The 25,173-nt window shown below is 67.4% G+C and carries 23 protein-coding genes and 1 pseudogene; 13 read left to right on the top strand and 11 right to left on the bottom strand.

Annotated features, from left to right (window positions below):
- Positions 1-5: 5 nt before the first annotated feature.
- Positions 6-1,277 (bottom strand): hotdog family protein, encoded by a 1,272-nt coding sequence (locus MHEC_RS11405; RefSeq protein WP_048891011.1) that lies wholly within the window; start codon positions 1,275-1,277, stop codon positions 6-8.
- Positions 1,278-1,363: 86 nt separating this feature from the next.
- On the opposite strand from MHEC_RS11405, the gene MHEC_RS11400 reads away from it, so the two are divergent.
- Positions 1,364-2,170, top strand: a complete 807-nt coding sequence (locus MHEC_RS11400; protein ID WP_048891010.1) for an enoyl-CoA hydratase/isomerase family protein — start codon at positions 1,364-1,366, stop codon at positions 2,168-2,170.
- Positions 2,171-2,173: 3 nt separating this feature from the next.
- Here MHEC_RS11400 and MHEC_RS11395 read toward each other — a convergent pair whose 3' ends face one another.
- Complete coding sequence (locus tag MHEC_RS11395) at positions 2,174-3,067, bottom strand: SDR family NAD(P)-dependent oxidoreductase (protein WP_048891009.1); 894 nt, start codon at positions 3,065-3,067, stop codon at positions 2,174-2,176.
- A 57-nt stretch (positions 3,068-3,124) separates the two neighbouring features.
- Here MHEC_RS11395 and MHEC_RS11390 point away from each other — a divergent pair, with 57 nt between their 5' ends.
- Positions 3,125-4,684 carry a class I adenylate-forming enzyme family protein gene (locus MHEC_RS11390; RefSeq protein WP_048891008.1) on the top strand — a complete coding sequence of 520 codons (1,560 nt, stop codon included), beginning with the start codon at positions 3,125-3,127 and terminating at the stop codon, positions 4,682-4,684.
- 6 nt (positions 4,685-4,690) lie between these two features.
- On the opposite strand, the gene MHEC_RS11385 is transcribed toward MHEC_RS11390, so the two are convergent.
- Both MHEC_RS11385 and MHEC_RS11380 read right to left on the bottom strand, forming a co-directional pair.
- Positions 4,691-5,101 (bottom strand): Zn-ribbon domain-containing OB-fold protein, encoded by a 411-nt coding sequence (locus tag MHEC_RS11385; RefSeq protein WP_048891007.1) that lies wholly within the window; start codon positions 5,099-5,101, stop codon positions 4,691-4,693.
- Positions 5,101-6,246, bottom strand: coding sequence for an acetyl-CoA acetyltransferase (locus MHEC_RS11380; protein WP_048891006.1), 1,146 nt, complete (start codon positions 6,244-6,246; stop codon positions 5,101-5,103). The genes MHEC_RS11385 and MHEC_RS11380 overlap by 1 nt, the downstream gene beginning before the upstream one ends.
- A gap of 51 nt (positions 6,247-6,297) precedes the next feature.
- Between MHEC_RS11380 and MHEC_RS11375 the strand changes: the two genes are divergently transcribed.
- Genes MHEC_RS11375 through MHEC_RS11360 form a run of 4 tightly spaced genes read left to right on the top strand, consistent with a single transcriptional unit; the run spans position 6,298 to position 10,187 of the window.
- Positions 6,298-7,122, top strand: coding sequence for an HpcH/HpaI aldolase family protein (locus MHEC_RS11375; RefSeq protein WP_048891005.1), 825 nt, complete (start codon positions 6,298-6,300; stop codon positions 7,120-7,122).
- A 40-nt stretch (positions 7,123-7,162) separates the two neighbouring features.
- Positions 7,163-8,278, top strand: a complete 1,116-nt coding sequence (locus tag MHEC_RS11370) for a TauD/TfdA family dioxygenase (RefSeq protein WP_048891004.1) — start codon at positions 7,163-7,165, stop codon at positions 8,276-8,278.
- Positions 8,275-9,366 carry a hydroxyacid dehydrogenase gene (locus MHEC_RS11365; protein ID WP_048891003.1) on the top strand — a complete coding sequence of 364 codons (1,092 nt, stop codon included), beginning with the start codon at positions 8,275-8,277 and terminating at the stop codon, positions 9,364-9,366. Before MHEC_RS11370 ends, MHEC_RS11365 begins: the two co-directional genes overlap by 4 nt.
- Positions 9,363-10,187 carry an enoyl-CoA hydratase/isomerase family protein gene (locus MHEC_RS11360; RefSeq protein ID WP_048891002.1) on the top strand — a complete coding sequence of 275 codons (825 nt, stop codon included), beginning with the start codon at positions 9,363-9,365 and terminating at the stop codon, positions 10,185-10,187. The genes MHEC_RS11365 and MHEC_RS11360 overlap by 4 nt, the downstream gene beginning before the upstream one ends.
- A gap of 33 nt (positions 10,188-10,220) precedes the next feature.
- Here MHEC_RS11360 and MHEC_RS11355 read toward each other — a convergent pair whose 3' ends face one another.
- The 3 genes and pseudogenes from MHEC_RS11355 to MHEC_RS25010 all read right to left on the bottom strand — a co-directional run.
- Complete coding sequence (locus MHEC_RS11355) at positions 10,221-11,408, bottom strand: amidohydrolase family protein (RefSeq protein ID WP_048891001.1); 1,188 nt, start codon at positions 11,406-11,408, stop codon at positions 10,221-10,223.
- Positions 11,409-11,602: 194 nt separating this feature from the next.
- On the bottom strand, positions 11,603-12,010 hold the full coding sequence (locus tag MHEC_RS25015; protein ID WP_236591483.1) for an acyl-CoA dehydrogenase family protein: 408 nt from the start codon (positions 12,008-12,010) through the stop codon (positions 11,603-11,605).
- A gap of 187 nt (positions 12,011-12,197) precedes the next feature.
- Positions 12,198-12,584 (bottom strand): annotated as a pseudogene (locus MHEC_RS25010) (acyl-CoA dehydrogenase family protein); the annotation flags it as partial.
- 291 nt (positions 12,585-12,875) lie between these two features.
- Here MHEC_RS25010 and MHEC_RS11345 point away from each other — a divergent pair.
- The gene (locus tag MHEC_RS11345) at positions 12,876-13,895 is read left to right on the top strand and encodes an acyl-CoA dehydrogenase family protein (RefSeq protein ID WP_099868979.1); all 1,020 of its coding nucleotides are present in this window, start codon (positions 12,876-12,878) and stop codon (positions 13,893-13,895) included.
- On the opposite strand, the gene MHEC_RS11340 is transcribed toward MHEC_RS11345, so the two are convergent.
- Complete coding sequence (locus tag MHEC_RS11340) at positions 13,874-14,290, bottom strand: PaaI family thioesterase (protein ID WP_048890998.1); 417 nt, start codon at positions 14,288-14,290, stop codon at positions 13,874-13,876. The genes MHEC_RS11345 and MHEC_RS11340 overlap by 22 nt on opposite strands.
- A 29-nt stretch (positions 14,291-14,319) precedes the next feature.
- On the bottom strand, positions 14,320-15,228 hold the full coding sequence (locus MHEC_RS11335; protein ID WP_048890997.1) for an enoyl-CoA hydratase: 909 nt from the start codon (positions 15,226-15,228) through the stop codon (positions 14,320-14,322).
- 117 nt (positions 15,229-15,345) lie between these two features.
- Between MHEC_RS11335 and MHEC_RS11330 the strand changes: the two genes are divergently transcribed.
- The 5 genes from MHEC_RS11330 (at position 15,346) to MHEC_RS11310 (ending at position 20,285) form a co-directional block, all read left to right on the top strand.
- Entirely contained in the window at positions 15,346-16,431 is a 1,086-nt protein-coding gene (locus MHEC_RS11330; RefSeq protein WP_048891060.1) for an NAD(P)H-dependent amine dehydrogenase family protein, read from the top strand.
- Entirely contained in the window at positions 16,428-17,084 is a 657-nt protein-coding gene (locus tag MHEC_RS11325; protein WP_235434775.1) for a nitroreductase family protein, read from the top strand. Before MHEC_RS11330 ends, MHEC_RS11325 begins: the two co-directional genes overlap by 4 nt.
- A complete protein-coding gene (gene fadD4, locus MHEC_RS11320) occupies positions 17,081-18,589 on the top strand; it encodes a fatty-acid--CoA ligase FadD4 (protein ID WP_048890996.1) in 1,509 nt (502 codons plus the stop codon). Before MHEC_RS11325 ends, fadD4 begins: the two co-directional genes overlap by 4 nt.
- Before the next feature lie 324 nt (positions 18,590-18,913).
- Positions 18,914-19,192: a GlsB/YeaQ/YmgE family stress response membrane protein gene (locus MHEC_RS11315; RefSeq protein ID WP_048890995.1), complete on the top strand. Its 279-nt coding sequence runs from the start codon at positions 18,914-18,916 to the stop codon at positions 19,190-19,192.
- Positions 19,193-19,256: 64 nt separating this feature from the next.
- Positions 19,257-20,285, top strand: a complete 1,029-nt coding sequence (locus MHEC_RS11310; RefSeq protein ID WP_048890994.1) for a zinc-binding alcohol dehydrogenase family protein — start codon at positions 19,257-19,259, stop codon at positions 20,283-20,285.
- Between the two features lie 7 nt (positions 20,286-20,292).
- Here MHEC_RS11310 and MHEC_RS11305 read toward each other — a convergent pair whose 3' ends face one another.
- Together MHEC_RS11305 and MHEC_RS11300 are read right to left on the bottom strand one after the other, a co-directional pair.
- On the bottom strand, positions 20,293-21,057 hold the full coding sequence (locus MHEC_RS11305; RefSeq protein ID WP_048890993.1) for a CPBP family intramembrane glutamic endopeptidase: 765 nt from the start codon (positions 21,055-21,057) through the stop codon (positions 20,293-20,295).
- Positions 21,058-21,140: 83 nt separating this feature from the next.
- On the bottom strand, positions 21,141-23,525 hold the full coding sequence (locus MHEC_RS11300) for a phosphoketolase family protein (protein ID WP_048890992.1): 2,385 nt from the start codon (positions 23,523-23,525) through the stop codon (positions 21,141-21,143).
- A gap of 88 nt (positions 23,526-23,613) precedes the next feature.
- On the opposite strand from MHEC_RS11300, the gene MHEC_RS11295 reads away from it, so the two are divergent.
- Entirely contained in the window at positions 23,614-25,089 is a 1,476-nt protein-coding gene (locus MHEC_RS11295) for an acetyl-CoA acetyltransferase (protein ID WP_048891058.1), read from the top strand.
- The last annotated feature ends 84 nt before the right edge of the window (positions 25,090-25,173 follow it).

Genomic DNA, 25,173 nt, shown 5'->3' with positions numbered 1-25,173 from the left:
CGGCCTCAGCGTTCGGCGAACCGGGCCGCCACGGCGGTCAGCAGATCCGGCAGGTTCGTCGCCCCGCCGGGCGGGTCGGGCAGGCGCACCGGTCCGTGCGCGCGACTGGGCAGCAGGATGGTTGCGTGGCCGGGCGCGGTGACCTGGCCCCGGTGGTTGGTCGCTGCGAGGTCGACGTCGACGGCCGGGCGGTTGCCGTCGGCGAGGTACTTGCGCGTCACCGTGCCGGTGATGGTGTGCAGATCGCCCACATAGTTGAACAGCCGGAACTCGCACGCCAGCTTCCACAGCCACGCGTCGTCGCCCATCCAGTCGGTGCACAGGTGGATCAGCCAAGTTTCGCGCATGCGGCCGTAGTCAAACGTTGTCGGATTACCCGCATTCCGTGCGGCGGTCGGATCCCAATGCACCCGCTGCTGCACATCGGGCACGCCGTGTTCGTTGGGGGTGTAAAAGCGGGGGATGCGTTGGCGGTTGCACCAGGCCAGCCGCAGCGGTCGCACGCCGTACATGCCGGTGCCCATGCCGACGTGCCAGCAGATCATGTCGGTGACGGTCAGTGGGCCCTTGGTCAGCGAGCCCATGTCGTCGCCCTCGTCGACGTCTTCCCACCATCGCGGCTCGGCACCTCTCGGGGCCTCACGCGCATACCGCTGGTCGATCTCGGCGATCTCGTCAGCGGTCCAGGTCTTGAGCTCGACCGCCTCGTACTTCTTGCGGCTGCGCGCCGCGCCGCGTTCGGTCCGAATCATGTTGCGGTACTGGCCACCGAGCATGGTGCCGTCCTCGTCGCGGAACACCTGAGCCGACCACTCGTGCACGGCGCGGCCCGCGAAGTCGCTGCGCTTGTCGAGGGCTGCCACCAGTGCGTTGCGCCGGAACACCCGCCGATTGGCCCGCAGCGGCGCCCACCACTCGCGCGCGGAGGACGCGTAGAAGGCGTGCACGCCGCGCAACGGGTCGCCCTTGGTCAGCGCGCGGTCTTCGGGACTGAGCTCGGTGACCTCGTCCTCGCCGATCAGGGTGTCACCGCCAACCAGGGCGGGCGGGGCGATCGGCTCACCCCAGACCGACTTGGCGGCATACTCCGGATCCGCCCACAGGGGGTTGCCGTCACCGTAGGCTTCGGCGACGTGGCGGAAGGTGTCCTCGTTGGGGCGGCGGTAGTGCGGCGGCTGGGTATGCGGGACGGCGATACCGATGGTGGCGCGCAGCCGGGCCAGCCCCTCGTCGGTGATCAGACCCGTCGTCGACGAATCGTTCGAGACGTCGGACATCGAGCGCCTCCTGGTCGTGGTCCGCGCAGTCGTGGAAATTAAGATACCCGAAAAACGAAAATGCTTTTAACGCAGGGGGCATTGCAATGGTCGATGAGCAGCCTGGGATCAACGTCTCCACTGATGCGGACGGGGTCTGCCGGATTGTCATCGACCGGCCTGACGTCGGAAACTCTTTGTCCCCGTTCGCTCGTGATGCACTTACCGCCGCGTTCGAGCGCGCCGACAAAGATCCCGTGGTGCGCGCGGTGCTGCTGACCGCGACGGGCGACCGGCACTTTTGCGCGGGGGCAGCTCTGGTGCCGAAATCCTCGGCGCCGCCCGACAAACGCCCGGGCGACATCGCGCGGATGTTGCAGAAGGGTTGGCAACGGCTGACCTGCGCGATTTTGGATTGCGGCAAGCCCGTCGTCGCAGCGGTCAACGGCACCGCGGCGGGGGCCGGCGCCAGCCTGGTGCTCGCCTGCGATCTGGTCGTGATGTCGTCGGAGGCACAACTGGTCGCGGCGTTCGTGCACCGCGGTGTCGTGCCGGACTCCGGTGCGGTGCGCCTGCTGACCAGAATCGTGGGGCTGCGCAAGGCCACCGAGTTGCTCATGCTCGGTGAGCCGGTCGACGCGGCGACGTGTGAGCGGCTGGGCCTCGTCAACCGCGTGGTGCCCTCCGCGGACACCATCGGCGTGGCCGAGGAGTTGGTGCGTCGGCTTGCGGCCGGGCCGACGGTCATGCTCGGACTGACCAAGCGCATGCTGGCGGTTTCGTCGGAATCCGCCCGCGACGCGGCCTTCGAGCAGGAGGCGTGGGCCGCGGAGCTGGTGTCGCACACCGCCGACCTGCAGGAGGGCCTGCGGTCGTTCGCCGAGCGCCGCGACCCGCGGTTCACCGGCCGCTGACGGTCAGCCCGCGGCCGGTCCGCCGCGGATCGTGAACGATGCGGGGTCGTCGATCTCGTCGATGGAATCGGCCACCGTCTCTGCGGTCAGTGCGGCGTCCTCGATGCCCTTGGTGACGCCGATGAACACCCGCGACACCTTGCCTCCGCCCACCGAGTAGATGTGGGCGGTGCGATCGCAGTTGCGATGCGACAGATAGACGACAACCGGGGTCACCAGCGCCGGGTCCATCGCCTTGCCCGCTTCGCCCATGATCTTCTCGGTCATCCGCGTCCGCGCGATCGGCGCGATGGCGTTGATGGCGATACCATTTCGGGCTCCCTCGATGGCGAGCACATGCATCATGCCGACCAGGCCCATCTTGGCGGCACCGTAGTTGGCCTGGCCGAAGTTGCCGAACAGGCCGGTACCCGAGGTGGTTTGGACGATCCTGCCATAGTTCTGCTCACGCATCACCGGCCAGACCGCGCGGGTCACGTTGAAGGCACCGGCCAGGTGCACCGAGAGCACCGCGTCGACCTGTTCGGCGGTCATATTCTTAAACGCCGCGTCGCGCAGGATACCCGCGTTGTTGACCAGGATGTCGACCCGGCCGAAGGTGTCCATCGCCGCGGCCACAATCGCCGCCCCGCCCGCCTCGGTAGCGACCGAGTCACCGTTGGCGATCGCCGTGCCGCCGGCCGCGGTGATCTCGTCGACCACCGCCTGCGCCGCCGACATCGACGCGCCGCTGCCGTCCACCGCGGAGCCGAGGTCGTTGACCACGACGCGGGCGCCCCGGCGGGCGAGCTCGAGGGCGTGACAGCGACCGAGTCCGCCACCGGCGCCGGTGACGATGGCGACCTGGTCATCGAAAGACAGCCGAGTGCCGCGCGGAGGGTTTTCACTTGATCGCATGGTGAGAGGGTACATTTACCCTAAACGAGAACTAACATTTGCATCGGAGGCGGGCCCATGACCGGTGCGACGGCGCTGCTCGGGAACGCCCACCGGCGCGCCGCGGCGCTGCGGGATCGGTACCGCACGGCGGGGTTGTGGTCGGCGGAGCCCCTCGACGTGGTCCGTGCCGCGGCCGCCCGGTGGCCGTCGCGGATCGCCGTGCGGGACAGGGCCCGTGCGCTCACCTACGCCGAGCTCGACGAACGTGTCGACCGGGCGTGCGCGGCGATGGCTGCGGCCGGGATGACCGCGGCGGCGTCGACTGCGGTGGTGGCCGGCAACGACGTGGAATCGCTGGTCGCCATCCACGCCGCGGTACGCATGGACGCGGTGGTGCTGCTGGTGTCCCGCGGCTCCGGACCGACGCAGGTTGGCGACATCATCACGCGCACGGGAGCGGCGTTCGGGGTGGCGCCGAACTGGCCGGCGGCCGCGGACGCGCAACTCGCGGGGCGGCTGACGTGGATCGATTTGGATTGCGGGAGCTCCTGTGTCGCAACGCATCCGACCCGCGCTGCCGACGAGCCGTGCTTCGTGCTCTACACCTCCGGCACTACGTCGGCGCCCAAGGGCGTGATCCACTCGCTGAGCACGCTGGCGAAGGCGTCCCTGAACTACATCGGGGCGGCGGGCCTCGGCGCTGACGACCGGATCTTTCTCATCAGTCCGCTCGCTTCGGTGACGGGCGTGCTGCAGGCCGTCTTTGTCGCGCCGATGCTGGGGGTGCCGGTGATCCTCGAGGACCGCTGGGATCCCGTGGCCACCTGCGAGTTGCTCGTCTCGTCGGGCGCCACCTGGTACGGCGGGCCCGACCGGGTGCTGGGCCGGTTGCTCGATGAGGCGGTCGCGCACGACTGGCGGATCCCGCTTTTGGCGGTGTGCCTGGGCGGGGCGATGCTCGACCGAAGAATCGTGGAACGGGTCGAGGACGACTTTGGCGTCATCGTCCTGCGCGCATACGGATCGTCAGAGGTGCCGGCGAGCACCTCGGGCCTGCGCGGCGAGCCACGCGAGGTCCGCCACGCCGACGACGGCGCGGCGCTGCCCGACGTCGAGGTGCGTGTCGGCTCGGTCGGCGATCCCACCGAGTGCTGTATCCGCGGCCCGCACGCCTTTCTGGGCTACACCGACACCGGTGATGAGGCCAACGCATTCGACGGCGAGTGGTTCCGCACCGGCGATGCGGCCGAACTGGCCGGCCGGCGGGTCCGCGTCGTCGGCCGATTGAAGGACATCATTATCCGCAACGGCCTGAAGATCCCGGCGGTCGAGGTCGAGGAGGCGGTGGCCAGACTCCCCGTGGTGCGTGACTGCGCGGCCTATCCCGTCATCGACGACGTCACCGGTGAACGACTCGCGTTGGCCGTCGTCTGCGAGCCGGACGTCAAGCCGTCGCTCGCCGACGTCACGGCGGCACTGCTTTCGGCCGGGCTGCCCAAGTACAAGCTGCCCGAGGAACTGGTGTTCTGGGACGAGCCCCTGCCGGTGAACGCCAACGGCAAGGTCGAGCGCAAGACGCTCGCCGCGCGCGGGGTGGGACGGCCGCGGGCGCTCGCCGACCGGCTGCTGCGCTGACGGCGCTCAGCGGGACATGCGAAACACCGGCACGACGAAGCCGTCGTCGTCCTCGCGGAAGTCGAGGGTGAGCTCCGCGCCCGCATGCAAGTCATCGGCCGGACAATCTTGCAGGACGGTCATCAGCCGCGGCCCCTCGGCGAGGTCCACCATCGCCACGGTGTAGGGCGTGCGCGCGTCGAACGGTGCCGAGTTCTGGTGGATCACGGTCCAGGTGTACAGCCGGGCCCGCCCGCACGCCGGGGTCAGTTCGACCTGCTCGCTCCAGCAGTGCGGGCAAAACGGACGGACGTACAACGACTTTCGTTGGCACGAGCGACAAGCGTTGAGCAGCAGCGTACGCTCTTGCACTGCGGCCCACCAGGACTCGCTGTCGGTGTCGACGGTGGGCCGGTGCGGACCAGCGGGCACCTGCATCACAGCCTTCCCAGGATCATCGTGGCGCTGTGCGTGAAAAAGCCGCCCATTGCGTGCACACAGGCCAGCCGGGCGCCCTCGACCTGGCGGGGGCCGCACTCGCCGCGCAGCTGCCGCACCGCCTCCACCATCAAAAACATTCCCCGCATGCCGGGGTGGCACGACGCCAGTCCGCCGCCGTCGGTGTTGGTCGGCAGTGACCCGCTCGGGCGCAGCGCGCCCGAACCGATGAACAATCCGCCCTCGCCCTTGGCGCAGAACCCCAGGTCCTCGACCGTGAGCAGCACGGTAAAGGTGAACGAGTCGTAGAGCTGGCACACGTCGATGTCGGTGGGGCTGACGCCGGCCTGGGCGAACGCCCGCGGACCCGACACCGCCGCGGGCGAGGTGGTGAAGTCGGCCCACTCACTCATGCTGACGTGCGACGCCGCTTCCGCCGCGCCGAGTATCCAAATCGGTTCGCTGGCACAGTCTTTGGCTACCTGCTCACTGGCCAGTACGACGGCGCCGCCGCCATCGGTGCGCAAACACACGTGCTTGGCCGTGAACGGGTCGGCCAGCATCGGTGCGGCGGCCACATCCGCCGCGGTGATGCGTTCACGTTCGAACGCGTTCTCATTCATCGCCGCCCACTCGTGTGCCGCGACGGCCACCTCAGCGAGCTGGTCCACGGTGGTCCCGAACTCGATCATGTGCCGCCTGGCCGCCATCGCATACTTGGCGATCAGGGTCGCGCCGTACGGCGCCTCGTACTGCATCGCACCGCCGGTGCCCACCGCCGCCGCTGAGGGCCGCACCCGGCGCTTGACGTCGGAGCGTGCGGTCGAGCCGTACGTCAGCAGCGCTACCTCGATGTCGCCCGCGGCGATCGCATTCGCGGCGTGGCGGGCCATCGCCTCCCAGGACGATCCACCCACGTTGGTGGCGTCCACCCACACCGGCCGAAGGCCGAGGTACTCGCTGACTTCCACCGGCGGCAGCAGGGTTCCGTGCCCGCCGAAACCGTCGATGTCGTGCTTGGTCAGTCCGGCGTCGGCGATGGCCCGGCGCGCGGACTGCGCCATCAACGCCATCGCGGTCTTGTCCGGCACCCGTCCGCAGTCGGCCAGCGCCGCGCCGACGATCGCTACCCGCCTATCTGGCATACGTAATGGTTACCACAATCCGGTAATGGCATTAACGACATGGTGGAATGAATGTTCTCAGTCGGCTACCGTGGGCGTGTGCAGACGGCCCTCCGAGATGCGCTGCGCGGCGATCGTCTGGTGCTGTGCCTGGCCTTGATGAACGCCCGCACACCCGATGTGCCCGCCATCGCGGCCGCCTGCGGATACGATGCCGTCTACGTCGATCTCGAGCACACCTCGACTTCGCTGGAGACAGCGGCGATGCTGTGCGTCAGCGCGGTTGGGGCGGGTATCTCGGCACTGGTGCGAGTGCCGCCGCGCAGCCCCAGTCTGATCGCACGTGTCCTCGACGGTGGTGCAGTGGGTGTGATTGTGCCCCACGTCAATTCGCAAGATGAAGCGGCCGCGGTGGTCGAGGCGGCGCGATTCCCGCCCGCGGGCCGCCGGTCGATCTCCGGCCCGAATGCGGTGAGCGGTTATGCGCCGCAATCCGGACCGGAGCTCGCCCAGTGCCTCGAACATCAGACGGTGGTAGCGGTGATGGTCGAGACACCCCAGGCGGTCGCCGCGAGCGACGAGATCGCGGCGGTGCCCGGCGTCGACATGGTGCTGATCGGCCCGAGTGATCTGACCGCTGAGATGGGCATCCACGGCCAATATGAGAATGAGCATTTCCACCATGCCGTAGAATCGGTCGCAGCGGCGTGTCGTGCACACGGCGTGGCGCTCGGGGTGGCCGGGATCCGATCCCTTGACCTGCTGGAACGCTTTGTGGGCTTGGGTCTGCGATTCGTCTCGGCGGGTACGGACGTCGGGATGATGACGGAGGCGGCCACGGCTCGGGCGCGCGCACTCCGCGAGCTCGAGGGCCGCCGCACTAGCACAGCCGAATAGCGCCGAAGGCGAAAGCCTCGCCACCACAACAGGAGGACGGATGCCCACCGCGATCTACACCCAACAGGTCACCGACCCGATGGCCTGGACCGGCGCCGATTTCACCGGTAAGGAGGACTTCGCCTTCGATCTGTCGTCGCGCAATGTGGCGGCGCTCGAATCGATTCTGGCGAAGACCGCGCACAAGGACCGCGATGACATCACGCCGCAGGACGCACGCCATCCCGACCTTGACGACGATCTGGCCCGGCTCTATCGCGAGGTGATGTTCGGCAAGGGTCTGGCCTGTGTGCGGGGGTTCCCCGTGGAGCAACACTCGATCGACGAGCTCGAACGCATCTACTGGGCGTTTTGCACGCACCTGGGGTATTTGGTGTCGAACAACTCGTTTGGGCATCGCATGGTGCGGGTGCAGGAGGAGGTGCTGCCCAACGGCGAGCAGCCGGCCCGGGGCACCAAGTCCCGCGCGGAGCTTGCCATGCACAACGACGCCGCCGACATTTTGTCGCTGCTGTGCGTGCATCCGGCCGCCGAGGGCGGGGAGAGCCAGTTCGCCAGCGGTCCGGCCGCCCACAATCGGATCCTGGCGGAGCGTCCAGACCTGCTGCCCGTGCTTTACCAGGGCTTTCCGCATCACCGCCGCAGTGAGCAGCCCGACGATCAGCCCGACGTTACGCCCTACGATGTGCCGGTGTTCTCCCAGATCGACGGGCGGATCTGTATCAACTTCACCTACAGCAGCATCCTGCCCGCCATGCGTACGCTGGGCCGGGAGTTCACCGCCGAGCAGCAGGAGGCGATCGAGCTGCTGCGCACCATCCTCGTCGAGCAGCAGGTCGAATTCCGGCTCGAATCGGGCGAGGCCGCGGTGGCCAACAATTTCGCGATGTGCCATTCGCGGTCCGATTTCGTCAGCAGCACCGATCCGAAGAAGGCGCGCTGCTTCCTGCGTGCGTGGATGGAGGTGCCGCGCCAGGACCGTCGCCTGCCGATCGGGCGCGAGTACTTTCACATGGAGAACAAGGACCTGCGGCTCGGCTATGACCCCGTGCCGGGGCGCGACGGGACGATCGCGCGCAACGACTACAAGAATGTCGACGCCGAGTTGGCCGCGATGTTCAAGGCGGCGCAGGTGAAGCCCAAGCCGAAGAAATGACGGGCAGGGTACGCCCGCGACTGGTCTACGAGAGGTGGACCGATCCCGTCGCAGAGGAGATCCTCGGGTCGGCGGGCATCGACGTGGTCAAGCTTGACCTCGACGGTGCGAACGAACAATCCTGGGCCGCTTTGTCATCGGCGCATGGATACCAGGTGGCCACCCGGACCGATGTCGCCGCCGTCACCGGCGGCGAACAGTGGTTGGCCGGGCCCGAGCTGTTGCGGCGTTGCGAGCAGCTGCTGGCGGTGTGCTCGGCGGGCGCCGGCTATGACGTCATCGACGTCGAGGCGTGCACCCGCGCCGGTGTCGCGGTCTGCAACAACTCCGGCCCCGGCGCCGAGGCGGTGGCCGAACACGCGCTGGGGTTCATGCTCGATCTGGCTAAGAACATCACCGCCGCTGACCGGGCGCTGCGGGCCGGCCCGCTCGACGACCGCACAGCGCTGCGCGGCAGCCAGCTGCACGGCAAGACCCTCGGCGTGGTGGGGCTCGGGGCGATCGGCTCTCGCCTGGTCGAACTCTGCGCGCCGTTCGCCATGGATGTGCTGGCATACGACCCCTATGTCGATGCGAAGGTCGCGCAGAGCCGCGGGGTGATCCTGGTCGGCCTCGATGAGCTCGTGGAGCGTGCCGACTTCGTCCAGCTGACATGCCCGTTGACCGCGGAGACCCGCGGGCTGTTCGGCCGGCGGCAGTTTGCCGCGATGAAACCCACGGCGTTTTTCATCACGACCGCGCGCGGTCTCGTACACGACGAGGCCGCCCTCTACGACGCCCTGGCCGGCGGGAGCATCGCCGGCGCCGGGCTCGATGTCTTCCACGAAGAACCGCCGCGGGCGGACAACCCGTTGTTGGCGCTCGACAACGTCATCGCTACCCCGCACACCGCGGGCATCACGGTCGAGGCGGCGCACGACATCGCAGTCGCCACCGCGACCCAGTGGCGGACGATCTTCGACGGGGGCGTACCGCCGCGCTTGCTCAACCCCGACGTGTGGCCGCGCTACTGCGAACGTTTCAGTGACATCCTAGGTTTTTCGCCCAGCGCCGCAACGGTTTTAAAGATGAAAGGGCACACCCGGTGACCGACTACGACACCATCGAGTTCGAGGTGCGGGGCCACAGCGCCTGCGTGACCCTGAATCGGCCCGAGGTCCTCAACGCGATCAACGACGAGATGATCGCTGAGCTCGCCCAGGTGTACACCGAGATCGAACACTCGCCGAGCATCTGGACGATGATCATTACGGGCGCGGGCCGGGCGCTGTGCGTCGGCGCGGACGTCAACAAGGCCGCGGATCACGACATGGAGAACGCGGCGGGCATCGACAATCAGGGTGAGCCGATTCTCAGCACGATGCGACAGTGGGACGCTCCGCAGGAGGCGACGCCGCCGTGGCTGCAGATGACCAAGCCGATCATCTGCGCGGTGAACGGCATCGCGTGCGGCGCGGGAATGGACCTGGTCACCACCGCAGACATCACGATCGCCTCGGAGCGCGCGTCGCTGATGGACCCGCATGTCAGCATCGGCGTCACCTCCGGACGCGAGGGCGTGCGGCTCGCACGCATCCTGCCGCTGCCCGTGGCCATGCGGCTGATCCTCATGGGGCGCCACGAGCAACTCGACGCGCAGCGCTGCTACGACCTGGGCATCTTCACCGAAGTGGTCGCCCATGACGCGCTGATGGACCGGGCGTGGGAGATCGCCGACGTGGTGAATTCGAATGCGCCACTGGCCGTCCGGGGTTCGCGGATGGCCGTGCGCAAGGGTCTGACGCTGCCAATCTACGAGGCCGAGCTGCTCGCCGAGAACTACCGGATGAAGGTGGCCCTCACCAAAGACGCCATCGAAGGTCCGCGCGCGTTCCTCGAGAAGCGCGAGCCGAAGTGGAAAGCCCAGTAGCGGCCCTTCGGCGAGCGCCTCAGGAGGTAACGCTCAGACCAGTCCGAAGAACCTCTTGGCGTTGGTAGACAGCACCTTTCGTTTCGTCTCCTCGTCGAGACCTGCTGTCGCCTTGTTGGCCACCTCGAGGCTTCTCGGCCAGTTGGTGTCGTTGTGCGGATAGTCGGTCTCGAACATCAGCTGGTCCGCACCGACCAGATCGAGGATCCGGAAGGCCACCGGGTCGCCGAACGTGGAGAAGTACACACGACCGGGCACCTGGCTGCTGGGCGGATCGGTCAGCAGGGGATGCACGCCGCCCCACCCCCGGCGGTCCTGCCAGACCTCGTCGACCCGCTGCAGGTAGTACGGAATCCAGCCCGCCTGCGCCTCGGCGAAAGCCAGCTTGAGATTCGGGAACTGGATGAGCTTGGCGGAGAAGAGCCAGTCGACCAGCGCGATGGTGCAGTTGACCGCCATCAGCGCGCTGGTGACGACATGTGGGGAGTCAGGGGAGGACTTCGTCAGCGACGAGCTCGACCCGATGTGCAGCATGATGCCGACCTCGTTGCACTCGCAGGCGGCGAAGAACGGGTCCCAGTATCCGCTGTGGATCGAAGGCAGGTCGAGGCGCGACGGCAGCTCCGAGAAGCACACGGCGCGCATGCCTTTCGCCGCCACTCGTTCGACTTCCTGCGCGGCGAGTTCGACGTCCCACAGCGGGATGATCCCCAGCGGGATGAGCCTGCCGTCCGAGCCGGCTGCCCACTCGTCGATTTGGAAGTCGTTGTAGGCCTGTACGCACAGCAGCGCAAGTTCCTTGTCCTTGCCGTACAGGAACCGCTGGCCGCAGAAGCGCACGAGGGTGTTCGGGAAGCATGCCGACGCCTCGATGCCCGCGATGTCCATGTCGGCGAGCCGGTCGGCGGCCCGGTAGCAGCCGGGCCGCATCTCGTCGTAGGTGATCGGGTCGGTGGTGAGCTCGTCGATCTCGTAACCGGCAGCCGCGCTGATCAGCGGGATCGGAATGATGGCGTCCTCGTAGTGCCAGATGTCGGCGTCGCGACCGTTCTCGTCCTCGATGAACGCCACGTCGGTGGTCACGGTCGGGTCCATCCGTCCACGATGCCGCACGATCCGCGGCCCGGCATCCCGGTAGCGCGCGGGCAGCCGGCTGGTCCACAGATCGGCCGGCTCCACCAGGTGGTCGTCCGGCGAGACGATCAAGATATCTGCGCTCACTGCTGCACTCCTTCGAGAACGGGACCCTGGGACACCGACTCCCGCAATTGAGAATGATCGTTTCCACGATAGCGCAGGACGTCCTGTCGTCGCACCGTCCCGCCCACGTGCTTCGACGTGATCAACATGCATGGGTAGCTAAACAGCGGGGATAAGCCAAAGTACGCGGGCCCGGCACCCGCGGGCCCAGAAAGCTACCGGGGCAGCCCCAGCCCGCGCTGGGCGATGATGGAGCGCTGCACCTCGCTGGTGCCCGCGTAGATGGTGGTACCCAACGAGAACCGCATCAGGTGTTCGAAGCGCCCGTCCTGCGGCGCCGTCGGCTCGAAGTAGCTGCGCATCGCGTCGGGTCCCACCAGTTCGACCATGTCCTGGCTGGCGCGCACCAGCGCTTCGGTGCTGAATACCTTCGACATCGGCCCTTCCGCCACCGGGACCTGCCCCTGTTCGGTCATCCAGACGCACCGGCGCTGCAACAGCCTCGACACCTCGTCTTCCATTGCGACTCTGGCGATCCGCCGGCGCACGTCGGTCTTGCTGAGCTGTGGTGCCCCATCCTCGGCGAGGGTGTTGGCGGCCCACTGCTCGACGTGATGCAGCAACCGGGAGATGTGCGGGGCCCCAGCCCGACGCGTGTTCGTCCTGCAGCGACATGCCGAGCACCTGCCAGCCGCCGTCGACCTCGCCGATACGCCACTCGTCGCCGATGCGGACATCGCTGTAGAACGTGATGTTGGTGCGTTCGCCCGAAAGCGTCCACACCGCTTGCGCTTCGACCCCTGGGGAGTCAAGGGGGACCAGGAACATGGTCAGGCCCTTGTGCTTGGGCTTGTCCGGATCCGTGCGCGCCAACAGGAACACGTAATCGGCGATGTGGCCGTTAGTGGTGAACATCTTGGAACCGTTGATAACCCACTGGTCGCCGTCGCGTACGGCGCGCGTCGTCGCCGCCGCCACATCCGAGCCGCATTCGGGTTCGGTGAAGCCCAACGCGATGGTGATGTCACCCTTCATCGCGCCACCAAGGATACGGTCCTTCATCTCCGGTGTGCCGACCGCGCGAATGATCGACGCCACCATGCGCGTGGTCTCCGACAGATACATCGGCGCGTCCGCCCGCATGAGCTCCTCTTGGAGCACCTGCTCGGCCCACCGGTCGCGGTTCTGCCCCCCCATACTCGGCGGGCCAGCTCGGGGCGAAGTAACCCTGGTTCACCAGCCCCTTGGCGAAGCCGTCGTCATGGGCGACGCCGCTGCGGTAGATCTGCTCCTCGAACTCGGGTGTCATCACGTTGGCGAGGTGATCACGAACCGCGTCGCGGAAAGCCACGGTGTCGGCGTCGAGCCGAAAATGCATGGATTCGAACCAATCTGTCGCTGATACGCATTCAGGCAGCAATTGCGATAATGATACTCTCGATTACTGAGAGTAATTATATCCGCCTACAATGAGGCCTGTTTGTAATCGTGGACCTGAGCCTATCGGGCGAACAACGTCAGCTCGTGGACTCGTTCGCGGCGATGTACGCGCGCGAGTCGTCGACCCAACGAGTACGGGCCGCCGAGCCCACAGGGTTCGACCCGCGACTGTGGCGGGCGCTGCTAGAGACCGGCGCCGTGGACATGGCCGTCACCGAAGCCGCGGGCGGATGGGGCGCGACTGAACTCGAATTAGCCCTGGTCGCGGAGCAATACGGCCGCGCGATCGCATCCGCGCCGGTGATTGAGGCGCAGGTCGCCGCGCGACTGCTCGGACGGTGCGGGGACGCTCGCGCCGAGCTGTTGCAGGCGGCGCTGACCGGTGAGCGGCTGGTGGCGTTCGCTCCTCGGCCCGCGCGGAACGGCATCTTCAGCCTGGCGCCGGCGGGAGCGGTGGCCGACGTCGTCGTGGGCCTGGACGGCACGCGCCTCGTCGCGGCATTGGTCGGCGGCGACCGGCGGCCGGTGCGAAACCTGGGCTCGCTCCCGTTGGCCGACGTGCCGGTAGGCTGCGACGCCGAGGTGTTGGCCGAGGGCGACGAAGCGCAGCGGCGGTTCGATGACGCGTTGGATCTCTGGCTCGCGCTGACCGCCACCGCGCTCGCCGGTGCCGCAAAGCGGGCCGTTGAGCTGGCCGTCGACTACGCCAAGCAGCGACATGCGTTCGGCGTCGCGATCGGATCCTTCCAAGCGGTGTCGCACCCGCTGGCCGACAGCGCCACCGCCGCCGACGGCGCGCGGCTGCTGGCGCTGGAAGCGGCGTGCGCGTTCGTCGACGAGCCGCACCGGGTCAAGGAACTGGCGGCGATGGCGTTCGCGTTCGCTTCGGAGACCGCGCGCGATGCGACGCAGCGCAGCCTGCACGTGCATGGCGGCTACGGGTTCGGGATGGAGGGCGACATCCAGCTGTACTACCGCCGGGTCCGCGGCTGGGCCATGGTGTACGGCGAGCCCGCCGTCGCGCTCGACCGCGTCGCCGACGCCCGCTACGGCACCGTGGCCGGCTGACCCCCGTCCCGCGGCTCCATCACCGCGAACGTGAGGGTGGCCCGGGCAGCCAACCGGTCTGCGGTCAGGTCGACGACGTCGACGGCGACGACGATCAGCCGTTTGCCCGCACGCACCACGGTGGCGGTCGCGCGCGCCGGCCCCTCGACGATCGGCGCGAGAAAGTGGATCGACATGTCCGCGGTACCCGCGGTCGCGCCCGCTGCGACGTGCTTGATCGCCAGCCTCCCGCCTGCGACGTCGACAAGGGTCGCGACGAGGCCACCCTGCAGCGCGCCCCGGATGTTGACCAGATCCGCCCGGTTGTGCAGGTCCAGCACCACGGTGTCGTCGGTGTCGAGCACGTCGTAGAACGGAAGGTGGCCGAACAGGTGACCCGGGATGGTTACCCGCATGGGTTGCGGGGTTTGCTGCGCGGTTGGTGTCACGCGTCGGCTCGCACCTGGTCTTTGACCGCCGCAACGACCGGGGGTGCGGCGCGCCAGTTGGGTACGCCCTGTTCCTCGCCCGCGGTCGCGCGCTTGTCGTCACGTACCCCGACCCAGTGGGCGTGGTTCAGCTGGTGCAGCGAGAAGCAGGCCTGCAGGGCGTTATAGAAGCCCATGTTGTCGACGGACTGGTTCACCGACTCCTTGATCAACAGTGCCGCCATGGTCGGCACGGTAGCGATACGGCGTGCGAACTCCACTGTGCGCTCGGCGAGTTCCTCGCGCTTGAAGATCTTGCTCACCATGCCGAGCCGGTAGGCCTCCTCGATACCGATCGCGTCGCCGGTGAGCATCAGCTCCTTGGTGCGACGCGGACCGAACTCCCACGGATGCCCGAAGTACTCCATGCCGCACATGCCCAGCCGAGTTCCGACCACGTCGGCGAAGCGCACCTCTTCGCTGCCGACGATCAGGTCGCAGGCCCAGATCAGCATCAGCCCCGCCGAGAACACGTCGCCGTGCACCTGGGCGATCGTGATCTTACGGAGGTTGCGCCAGCGCAGGTTGTTCTGGAAGAAGTAGTGCCACTCCTGCAGCATGATCTTCTCCGCGCCCTCCCGGGTGCCGCCGTTGATCGCCGCTGTCGGATGCTGCCCGGGGCCCGGGGAGAACTCTTCACGGGCCTGCTTGGAGCCAATGTCGTGGCCTGAGGAGAACATCGGGCCCTCGCCGGCCAAAATGACGACCCGGACGGTGTCGTCGGCCTCGGCGCGGGCGAACGCCTCGTCGAGTTCGACCAACATGCCGCGGTTTTGCGCGTTGCGCTGCTCGGGACGGTTCAGCGAGATCCGCACGATCTGGCCGTCGTCGAACACCTCCCACTTCAGGAACCTGTAATCGCTCACGTTTCTGATGGTCCTTTCGCTGCGGCAATAGCATTATCTAAAGACGAGAAGATATGTTCTCATAGGCCTACCGGTGACCGGACGGAAAGGGTGCACATGACTGAACGCAACCCGCGGGTGATCCTCTGGGGACCCGGGCAGGTGGGTGTCGGCGCTCTGCGCGCGCTGATCGCGCACCCGGGACTGGACCTGGCGGGCGTCGTCGTGCACGCTGAGGCCAAGGAGGGCAAGGACGCCGGTGCCCTGTGTGGGATGGCCGCGACGGGGATCATCGCGAGCCGCGACATCGACGCTGCGCTGGCCATCGATGCCGACGTAGTGGCCTACTTCGCCTCGGGCGACTACCGCTACCGCGACGCGGCCCACGACATCGCACGCTGCCTGCGTGCTGGCAAGAACGTGGTGTGTACCTCGCTGGTGCCGATGTGCTATCCACCTGCCGCGGACAAGGAGACGAGAGAGCTCATTGCGGCCGCGTGCGAAGCGGGCGGTACCAGCTTCTTCAACAGTGGGGTCGATCCGGGCTGGGCGAACGACGTGATCGCGTTGACCATGACCGGGTTCAGCAGCCGTGTCGACACCATCACGATGCTGGAGATCCTCGACTACGGCCCGATCAACCAACCCGAGATCATGTTCGACTTCATGGGATTCGGTCATCCGCCCGGCCATCCGGCACCGTTGTTCGACACCGAGCGACTGGCTGCGCTGTGGGCGCCGATCGTCCACCTCGTTGCCGATGGCGTCGGGCTGCCGCTGGACCGGGTAGACACGACGATCGACACGTGGCTGGCGTCCCGGCGATACGCGGTGGCCTCCGGCTGGATCGAGCCCGGCACGGTGGGTGCGATGCGCTTCAAGTTGGCGGGCATCGTCGACGACGAGGAGCGGGTGGTCCTCGAGCACATCACCCGGATGGGCGCGCGGGCGGCGCCGGACTGGCCGCGGCATCCGTCGCCGCACGGCGGGTACCGGGTGATCGTCGACGGGCTGCCGACCTACACGGTCGATATCGAGATGCACGGCCGGGGCAGCAGCATGCGCGGCCTGACCTATGCGACTGTCATGCGTGAACTCAACGCGATCCCCGCGGTGCTCGCGGCGCCGCCCGGCGTGCTGTCCACCCTGGATCTCCCGCTGGTCACCGGGCCCGTTCGAGGCGGGACCTGGCGCGGGGTGCTACCCGGAACGGCGCCGGTATGAGCGGTGCCTGCGGGCCCCGTACCTCGGACGACCTGTGGACGGTGATGAGCACCGCCACCGCGGTGCGCCGATACCGCGACGACCCGGTCGACGATGCGACGCTGGACAGATGTCTGCGTGCGGCGAGCTGGGCACCGTCGGGTGCCAACCAGCAGCCGTGGCGCTTCGTGGTGCTGCGGTCCGACGAGGTGCGAGCGGTCGTCACCGCCGCCGCCCGCCAAGCGTGGGAAAGGCTCACGGAGTTTTACGGCGTGTCCCCGCCCGAACCAGACGCCCACGACCCCAGGTCGCGGGTCCTGCGGGCGATGGCCGAGCACATGCACCGCGGCGGCGCAGCACCGGTCCTCGTGCTGTTCTGCGTGCAGCCGCAGGCTGGGGCGTCCGATCTGCAGCAGGGGGGATCGGTGTTCCCCGCGGTGCAGAACCTGCTGCTGGCCGCCCGTGCTCAGGGCCTCGGCGCTGCGATCACGTTGTGGCACAGCCTTTGTGAGGACCGGCTGCGGGAACTGGTCGGCATTCCCGACGAGTGGCTGATCGCGGCGCTGGTCACGATGGGCTGGCCGCGGGGACGGCACAAGTCGGTGCGGCGAAAGCCGCTGGGGGAGGTCGCGGTTGTCGACAGGTGGGACCGGCCTTGGTCGTATCGGCCATGAACCCGGCGAAACCGGCTGTGGTGCTGCACCCTTCGGGCACAGTCGTGACGTTCGCCGAGCTTGACGAGCGCGCCAACCGGCTCGCACACTACCTGCGTGCCGAAGGCCTGACGGTTGGCGACACCGTCGCGATCCTGATGGAGAACAACGAGCACATCCACGCGGCGATGTGGGCGGCGCGCCGAATCGGCCTGTACTACACGGTGATCAACACGCATCTGTCGGTGTCGGAGGTCGCCTACATCGTGGCGGACAGCGGCGCTAAGGCGGTGATCTCGTCACAAGCGATGCGCGCCACATGCGAGCACCTCGCCGGTGCGATTCCGCGCGGACTGCCCGCTACGGCACTGATGGCCGGCGGCGTAGTGGCGGGCTGGCGGCGCTATCCGGACTGTGTGGCCAGGCAACCGTCGCGCCCGGTTGCCGAGGAGTGCGCGGGACAACTTCTGCAGTACTCGGCGGGCAGCACGGGCCGGCCGAAGGGCATCCGCCGGCCGCTGGCTCCCACTGTCCCCGCTGCCGCGATGACGACACCGGTGTTCGACGCGCTCGGGGTTTCCGCCGGCTCGGTGTACCTGAGCCCCGCGCCGACCTACCACACCGCGCCGGCCATGTGGACGATGGCCGCGCAGTCCGTTGGCGCCACGGTCGTCATGATGGAGCGGTTCGACGCCGAGGAGGCGCTGGCGTGCATACAGCGCTACGGCGTCACCCATGCCCAGTTCGTGCCGACGATGTTCGTCAGGATGTTGCGGCTGCCCGAGGCGACGCGACGGCGCTACGACCTGTCCAGCCTGCAGCGTGTCGTCCATTCCGCGGCACCGTGCCCACCCCAGATCAAGCGCCAGATGATCGACTGGTGGGGGCCGATCGTCGATGAATACTACGGGTCGAGCGAGGGCGCGGGCATCTCGTTCATCCGGGCCGAGGACTGGCTGGAGCATCCGGGTTCGGTGGGCCGACCGATGCTGGGCGTGCCGCACATCCTCGACGAGCACGGGGTGGAGTTGCCGCCCGGTCAGGTCGGGGAGATCTACTACGAGGGCGGGTATCCGTTCGAGTACCTCAACGACCGGCAGAAGACCGCCGCGACGCGCACGGCTGAAGGCTGGGTCACTGTCGGCGACGTCGGCTACGTCGACGAGGACGGTTACCTTTACCTTGTCGACCGGCGCGACCACATGATCATCTCCGGCGGGGTCAACATCTATCCGCAGGAGGTGGAGAACGAGCTGGTGTCGCACCCTCTCGTCGTCGACGCGGCCGTGTTCGGCGTTCCTGACGACGTGATGGGGCAGTCGGTCATGGCCGCGGTGCAATTGTCCGATCCGTCTGTGGCCGGCGACGGCCTGGCCGCGGAATTGATCGAGTGGCTGCGCCAACGGATGGCACACTTCAAATGCCCCCGGTCGATCGTGTTCGAGGCGGCGCTGCCGAGGACCGACGCCGGAAAGCTGTACAAGGGGTTGCTGGTGACGAAATACGCGGTGCCGTCCCAGACGTGAGGCATGCCCAAGTCACCTTAGATGGCGGCTGCGCCAGCGCTGGAACCGACGACCTCGGCCGCGGCGCCGCACTTCGGCAGCGAAGCGTCGCTGCGGCTGCGGCGGCGCGCCCACCGGCGGTCGCAGCCGGCCTGGTGTGCAACGCGTCCATCGGCTTGCCGTTGCTCTTCACCATGCATTGCGGGACGTACGGCAGCTGCAGTTACACCGACCGCACCCACGTCAGCACCGGAACGGTTAGGCTGACGCGATACATCGACCGGCGATGCCTGCACCGGGCCGGCATTCCGCGGGCGTGGCTACCAGAACTCGAAGGAGCGGGTCGTGGTCCTGCACATCATCTGGATGATCATCCTCGGTCTCATTGTCGGCTTCATCGCGCGACTTATCGTGCCCGGCAGACAGCCCATGGGCTGGATCGCAACAGCGCTGCTCGGCATAGCGGGTAGCTACGTCGGCGGCACGCTGGGCAGCATGGTGTTCGCGCCGCACCACTTCGATATTCACCCACCGATCAAACATTCGTTTCTCGGCGCGCTGATCGGCGCGGTGATCTTGCTGGTGATCTACAAGCTCGTCACGTCACGCACACGAACTTTGTAGCCTCGCCGGAAACTCTGCCGCCCTGCCCCGTTGGCCAATCGGCGCACCGCGGCATCATGGAGTAATGGCATCAGCGCCGACCACCACGACGATGCGCGCGTGGCGGGTCCGCCATCCCGGGCCGATGGAAACGGGTCCGCTGGAGTGCGTTACCACCGAGGTGCCGCAGCCGGGGCCGGCCGAACTGCTGGTGGCCGTGCATGCGTGCGGGGTATGCCGCACCGACTTGCACGTCGCTGAGGGTGATCTTCCCGTGCACCGCAAACATGTGACACCGGGGCACGAGGTGGTGGGGGAGGTTGTCGAGGTCGGGTCCGACGCCAAAGACACGTTCGCGGTGGGGGACCGGGTCGGGATTGCATGGCTGCGGCACACCTGCGGGGTATGCAAATACTGTCGCCGGGGCAACGAAAACTTGTGCCCGGAGTCGCGCTACACCGGTTGGGACGCCGACGGCGGTTACGCCGAGTTCGCCACTGTCCCAGCGGCTTACGCTCACGCACTGCCCAGCGGCTACAGCGACACCGAACTTGCCCCGCTGTTGTGCGCCGGCATCATCGGCTATCGCGCATTGCTACGTGCCGAACTGCCACCCGGTGGCCGCCTGGGGCTCTACGGCTTCGGCGGCAGCGCCCACATCACCGCTCAGGTCGCGCTGGCACAAGGCGCCGAAGTCCATGTGATGACACGCGGCGCACGCGCCCGGGAACTTGCGTTGGAACTGGGCGCCGCTTCGGCACAAGGCGCCGCCGACCCCCCGCCGGTGCCGCTGGATGCGGCCATCCTGTTCGCCCCGGTCGGCGATCTGGTGCTGCCGGCCCTGCAGGCATTGGATCGTGGTGGCACATTGGCGATCGCCGGGATCCACCTCAGCGATATCCCCACGCTCAACTACCAGCGCCATCTGTTCCAGGAACGCCAGATCCGTTCGGTTACCTCCAACACCCGCAGTGACGCGCGCGCATTTCTGGAGTTCGCCGGACGTCATCACATCGCGGTAACTACGCCGGAATATCCGCTCGCACAAGCTGATCGAGCATTGTCGGATCTCAGCGCCGGCCGCATTGCCGGAGCCGCGGTGCTGCTGGTGTAGACCCGCCTCAGGTGGACAGCTGCCAGACGAGGGCGGCGGCTAAGGCACCCAATCCATTGCACGACCAGTGCAGGGCGATCGGTGCGATCAAGCTGCCGCTGCGCCGGCGCAGCCAGCTGAACACGAACCCCGCTGCCGCGGTCGCGACGACCGCCACGGTCACCCCGGCAAACATGCCGCCCAACCCGCCGCCGAACAGGCGACTGAACCCGACATTGCTGCTCGTCAGCCCCAGCGACGTCGCGATGTGCCACAACCCGAACAGCAACGAGCCCCCCACGGCGACACCGCGAAACCCCCAGGCCCGGTTCAGTGCCCCGTGCAGCACACCGCGGAAAGCCAGCTCCTCGGGTATGACGGTTTGCAGCGGAATGATGATCATCGACGCGGTCAACGCGCCGGAAATCGTCGCGTAGTGGTTGTTCATAAACATCGGCCGAGTCGCCGGCAGCAATACACCCACCGCGATCACCGACACCACGACACTGACCGCCGCCAGCGCATAACCCATCCCGGATTTCCAGTGCTCGCGGCCCAGCCCCAGCTCGGACCAACCCAAGCCGTTGGCCCGCAACAGGATCACCAGCCCCGCGGCCGCGGCCGGGACGGTAGCCACACTCGCCCAGCTTGTGGTGAAATGCGCAATCAGGTTGGTCAGGGCCAAAACAACCACGACGACTGCGACGTCGAGATAGGCCCGAAACCGGTGCAGCGCCGAGAGCTGCACGGCGAGCGGGTGGTGGGTGTCGGCGGCAACGGTCGCGTCGAGCACTGCGCAAGTTTACCCGCGCCGTACCTCCCGACTGTTTGGTGAGATTGTCACCACGGTCGTGGTTGGCGGCCGAAGCACAGCCCTCACCGCAGTCTCGCGTCATCCCCCCATGTCCACCCAGCGATCTGCGGGTCATCTTCGCCGTGCTCGCGGGTATAGCGGCGCGACGCCAACCTGGCGTCGGCCATGCGCTGACGCAGGACCGCTGCGCGGGAGCCCAGCCCGTCGACACGGTCGATGACGTCCATCACCAAATGGAACCGGTCCAAGTCGTTGAGCATCACCATGTCGAACGGTGTCGTCGTCGTGCCGCGCTCATTGTAGCCGCGTACGTGCAGGTGAGCGTGATTGGTGCGCCGGTAGGTGAGCCGGTGGATCAGCCACGGGTAGCCGTGGTAGCCGAAGATGACCGGTTTGTCGCGGGTGAACAACGCGTCAAACTCGTTGTCCGGCAAACCATGTGGATGCTCGTTTTCCGGCTGCAGCCGCATGATGTCGACGACGTTGACCACCCGCACCGCCAGGTCGGGCAGCTCACGGCGCAGGATGTCGGCGGCGGCCAGCGTCTCCAGCGTCGGGATGTCGCCCGCGCAGGCCAGCACCACGTCCGGTTCGCCCGCCGCGGTGCTGGCCCACTGCCAAATCCCCAGCCCCCGAGTGCAATGGGCGATGGCCGATTCCATGTCCAGGTACGCCAGCGCAGGTTGCTTGCCGGCCACGATCACGTTGACATAGTCGCGGCTGCGCAGGCAGTGGTCGGCCACCGACAGCAGCGTGTTGGCGTCCGGTGGCAGGTAAACCCGCACCACCTCGGGTCGCTTGTTGGCGACCAGGTCGATGAAGCCGGGATCTTGGTGGGACGCGCCGTTGTGGTCCTGTCGCCACACGTGCGAGGTCAAAAGGTAGTTCAGCGAGGCGATCGGGGCCCGCCACACCAGCTCGCGGCTGACCGACAGCCATTTGGCGTGCTGGTTGACCATCGAGTCGACGATGTGCACGAACGCCTCGTAGCAGTTGAACAACCCGTGCCGGCCGGTCAACAGATAGCCTTCCAGCCAGCCTTGGCAAAGATGCTCAGACAACACCTCCATGACGCGCCCGCGCCCCGCGAGATGATCATCGACGGGCAGGATCTCCGAGAGCCACACCTTGTCGGTGGTTTCGTAGACGGCCGACAACCGGTTGGAGGCCGTCTCGTCGGGCCCCATCAACCGGAACCGGTCAGGGTTGCGGGCGATCACGTCGCGCAGGAACGTGCCCAGCACCTTGGTGGCCTCGTGGGTCTCGGTGGCCGGCCGCGTGACGTCCACCGCGTAGTCGCGAAAGTCGGGCAGGTCCAGGTCGCGCAACAGCAGCCCGCCGTTGGCGTGCGGGTTGGCACTCATCCGCCGATTTCCGCTGGGCGCCATGGCCCGCAGCTCGGCACGGAGCGCGCCGTTGGCGTCGAACAACTCGTGTGGCCGGTAGCTGCGGAGCCATTCCTCAAGCTGCGCGCGATGCTCGGGATTGTCACGGGTCTGGGCGAGTGGAACCTGATGCGAACGCCAGGTGCCCTCGACCTGCTCCCCGTCGACCGCCTTGGGACCAGTCCACCCCTTGGGGGTGCGCAACACGATCATCGGCCACACCGGCCGCGAGGCGCCGCCACCGGTGCGCGCCGCATGCTGAATATCCGCGATGGCGTCGAAGGCCTCATCGAAGGCCGCCGCCAGCTGTTGGTGCACGTTGGTCGGCTCGTCACCGGTGACGGTGATCGGCCGGTAGCCGTAGCCGCGCAGTAGCGACTCCAGCTCGGTGTGCGGCATGCGCGCCAGCACAGTCGGATTGGCGATCTTGTAGCCGTTGAGATGCAGAATCGGCAACACCGCGCCGTCGCAGGCGGGGTTGAGGAATTTGTTCGAGTGCCAGCTGGCGGCCAGCGGCCCCGTTTCGGCCTCGCCGTCGCCGACCACGCAGGCCACCACCAAGTCAGGGTTGTCGAACGCCGCACCGTAGGCGTGTACCAGCGCGTAACCCAATTCGCCGCCCTCGTGAATCGAGCCGGGCGTCTGCGCTGCCACATGGCTGGGAATGCCGCCCGGAAAAGAGAACTGCCGGAACAGCTTTCGCAACCCTTCGGCGTTCTGCTCGATGCCCGGATATACCTCGCTGTAGGTGCCTTCCAGGTAGGCGTTGGCCACCAGACCGGGCCCGCCGTGGCCGGGACCGGTGATGTAGATGACGTTGACGTCGCGGTCGCGGATGATCCGGTTCAGGTGCGCGTAGATCAGGTTCAGTCCGGGGGTGGTGCCCCAGTGCCCCAGCAGACGGGGCTTGATGTGCTCCGGTGCCAGCGGTTCGGCCAGCAGCGGGTTGTCCAGCAGGTAGATCTGCCCGACGGACAAGTAGTTGGCGGCGCGCCAATAGGCGTCGACCCGGGCAACTTCGTCGTCGGCAAGGACTGCACGCGTCGACGTGTCGAAGCTCATTCGCCCGATTGTCCCGATAGTCGGCGGATGCCGCACGCCGGGCCGGCCAGTCGCCGACCGGCTGCGGCCCGGCCTTAGGCTGGCGGGCGTGCCCGTCGATCCACGAACACCGGTGCTGGTCGGCTACGGCCAAGTCAACCACCGCGAAGAATGCACCGACGTCGAACCTGTCGACTTGATGGCCGCCGCCGCGCGGCAGGCCGCCGAGCCGCGCGTCCTCGAAGCCGTCGACGCCATCCGCGTGGTGAACCTGCTGTCGGCGCGATACCGCGACCCCGGGCTGTTGCTGGGTCAGCGGATCGGCGCCGACGATGCCGCCACCCGCTACAGCGGTGTGGGCGGCAACGTGCCGCAGTCGCTGGTCAACCAGGCCTGCCTCGACATCCAGGACGGGCGCGCCGACGTGGTACTGATCACGGGCGGTGAAACCTGGCGCACCCGGATGCAACTGAAAGCCGCTGGCCGCAAACTTGTCTGGACCCAGCAAGACGAATCAGTTCCGATTCCCCAAGGCGCTGACGACCATGTGCCGATGGCCGGGCAGGCCGAAGAGCGCATCAAGCTGGACCGGCCGGCGTATGTGTACCCCCTATTCGAGCAAGCGCTGCGGATCAGCAACGGCGAACCGATGCCGGACCACCGCAGACGCATCGGGGAGCTGTGGGCGCGGTTCAATGCCGTCGCAGTGAACAATCCACATGCCTGGATTCGCAAACCCATTGCTGCCGAGGATATTTGGCGTTCCAGCCCGGAAAACCGGATGATCAGCTGGCCCTACACCAAACTGATGAACTCCAACAATATGGTCGACCAGGCGGCTGCACTCGTCTTGGCATCAGCGGAGGCGGCGACCCGGCTGAAAATCCCGGTCGAGCGCTGGGTTTACCCGTATGCAGGCACCGACGCCCACGACACCTACGCGATCTCCGAGCGGGCCGAGCTGCACCGCTCACCGGCGATCCGGCTCGCCGGCACGCGTGCGCTCGAACTGGCCGGGATCGGCGTCGACGACATCGACTATGTCGACCTCTACTCCTGCTTCCCGTCCGCGGTGCAGATCGCGGCGGCCGAACTGGGGCTGCCGGTGGACGACCCGACGCGGCCACTGACCGTGACCGGCGGCCTGACGTTCGCCGGCGGCCCGTGGAGCAACTACGTCACCCACTCTGTGGCCACCATGGCCGAATTGTTGATCGCCAACCCGGGACGCCGTGGGCTGATCACCGCCAACGGCGGCTATTTGACCAAACACAGTTTTGGCGTCTACGGAACCGAGCCGCCGACTACCGAATTCCGTTGGCAGGACATGCAACCTGTGGTCGATCAGGAACCCACCCGGCGGGCGGTGGTCGAGTGGGAAGGCGTGGGCACCGTCGAGTCGTGGACCACGCCGTTTAGCCGCGAGGGCCAGCCCGAAAAGGTCTTCCTGGCGGTGCGCACACCTGACGAGTCACGCACCTTGGCCGTGATCGCGGATCCGGCCAGTGCGGCTGCGACGGTGCGGGAGGACATCGCCGGGGCCAAGGTGGCGGTTAACGCAGACGGCACCGCGACATTGCGGTAGCCGCATCGTCTTGCCTCCGCCAAGCCGTGCTCGCGATGTTTGACATGTGTGTCAAACTGCAGCGCGAAGCCGCGCGGCGTGCCT

It is taken from the genome of Mycobacterium heckeshornense (assembly GCF_016592155.1).
In the GTDB taxonomy this organism is placed as follows: domain Bacteria; phylum Actinomycetota; class Actinomycetes; order Mycobacteriales; family Mycobacteriaceae; genus Mycobacterium; species Mycobacterium heckeshornense.
This window is presented reverse-complemented; position numbering and strand designations above follow the sequence as displayed.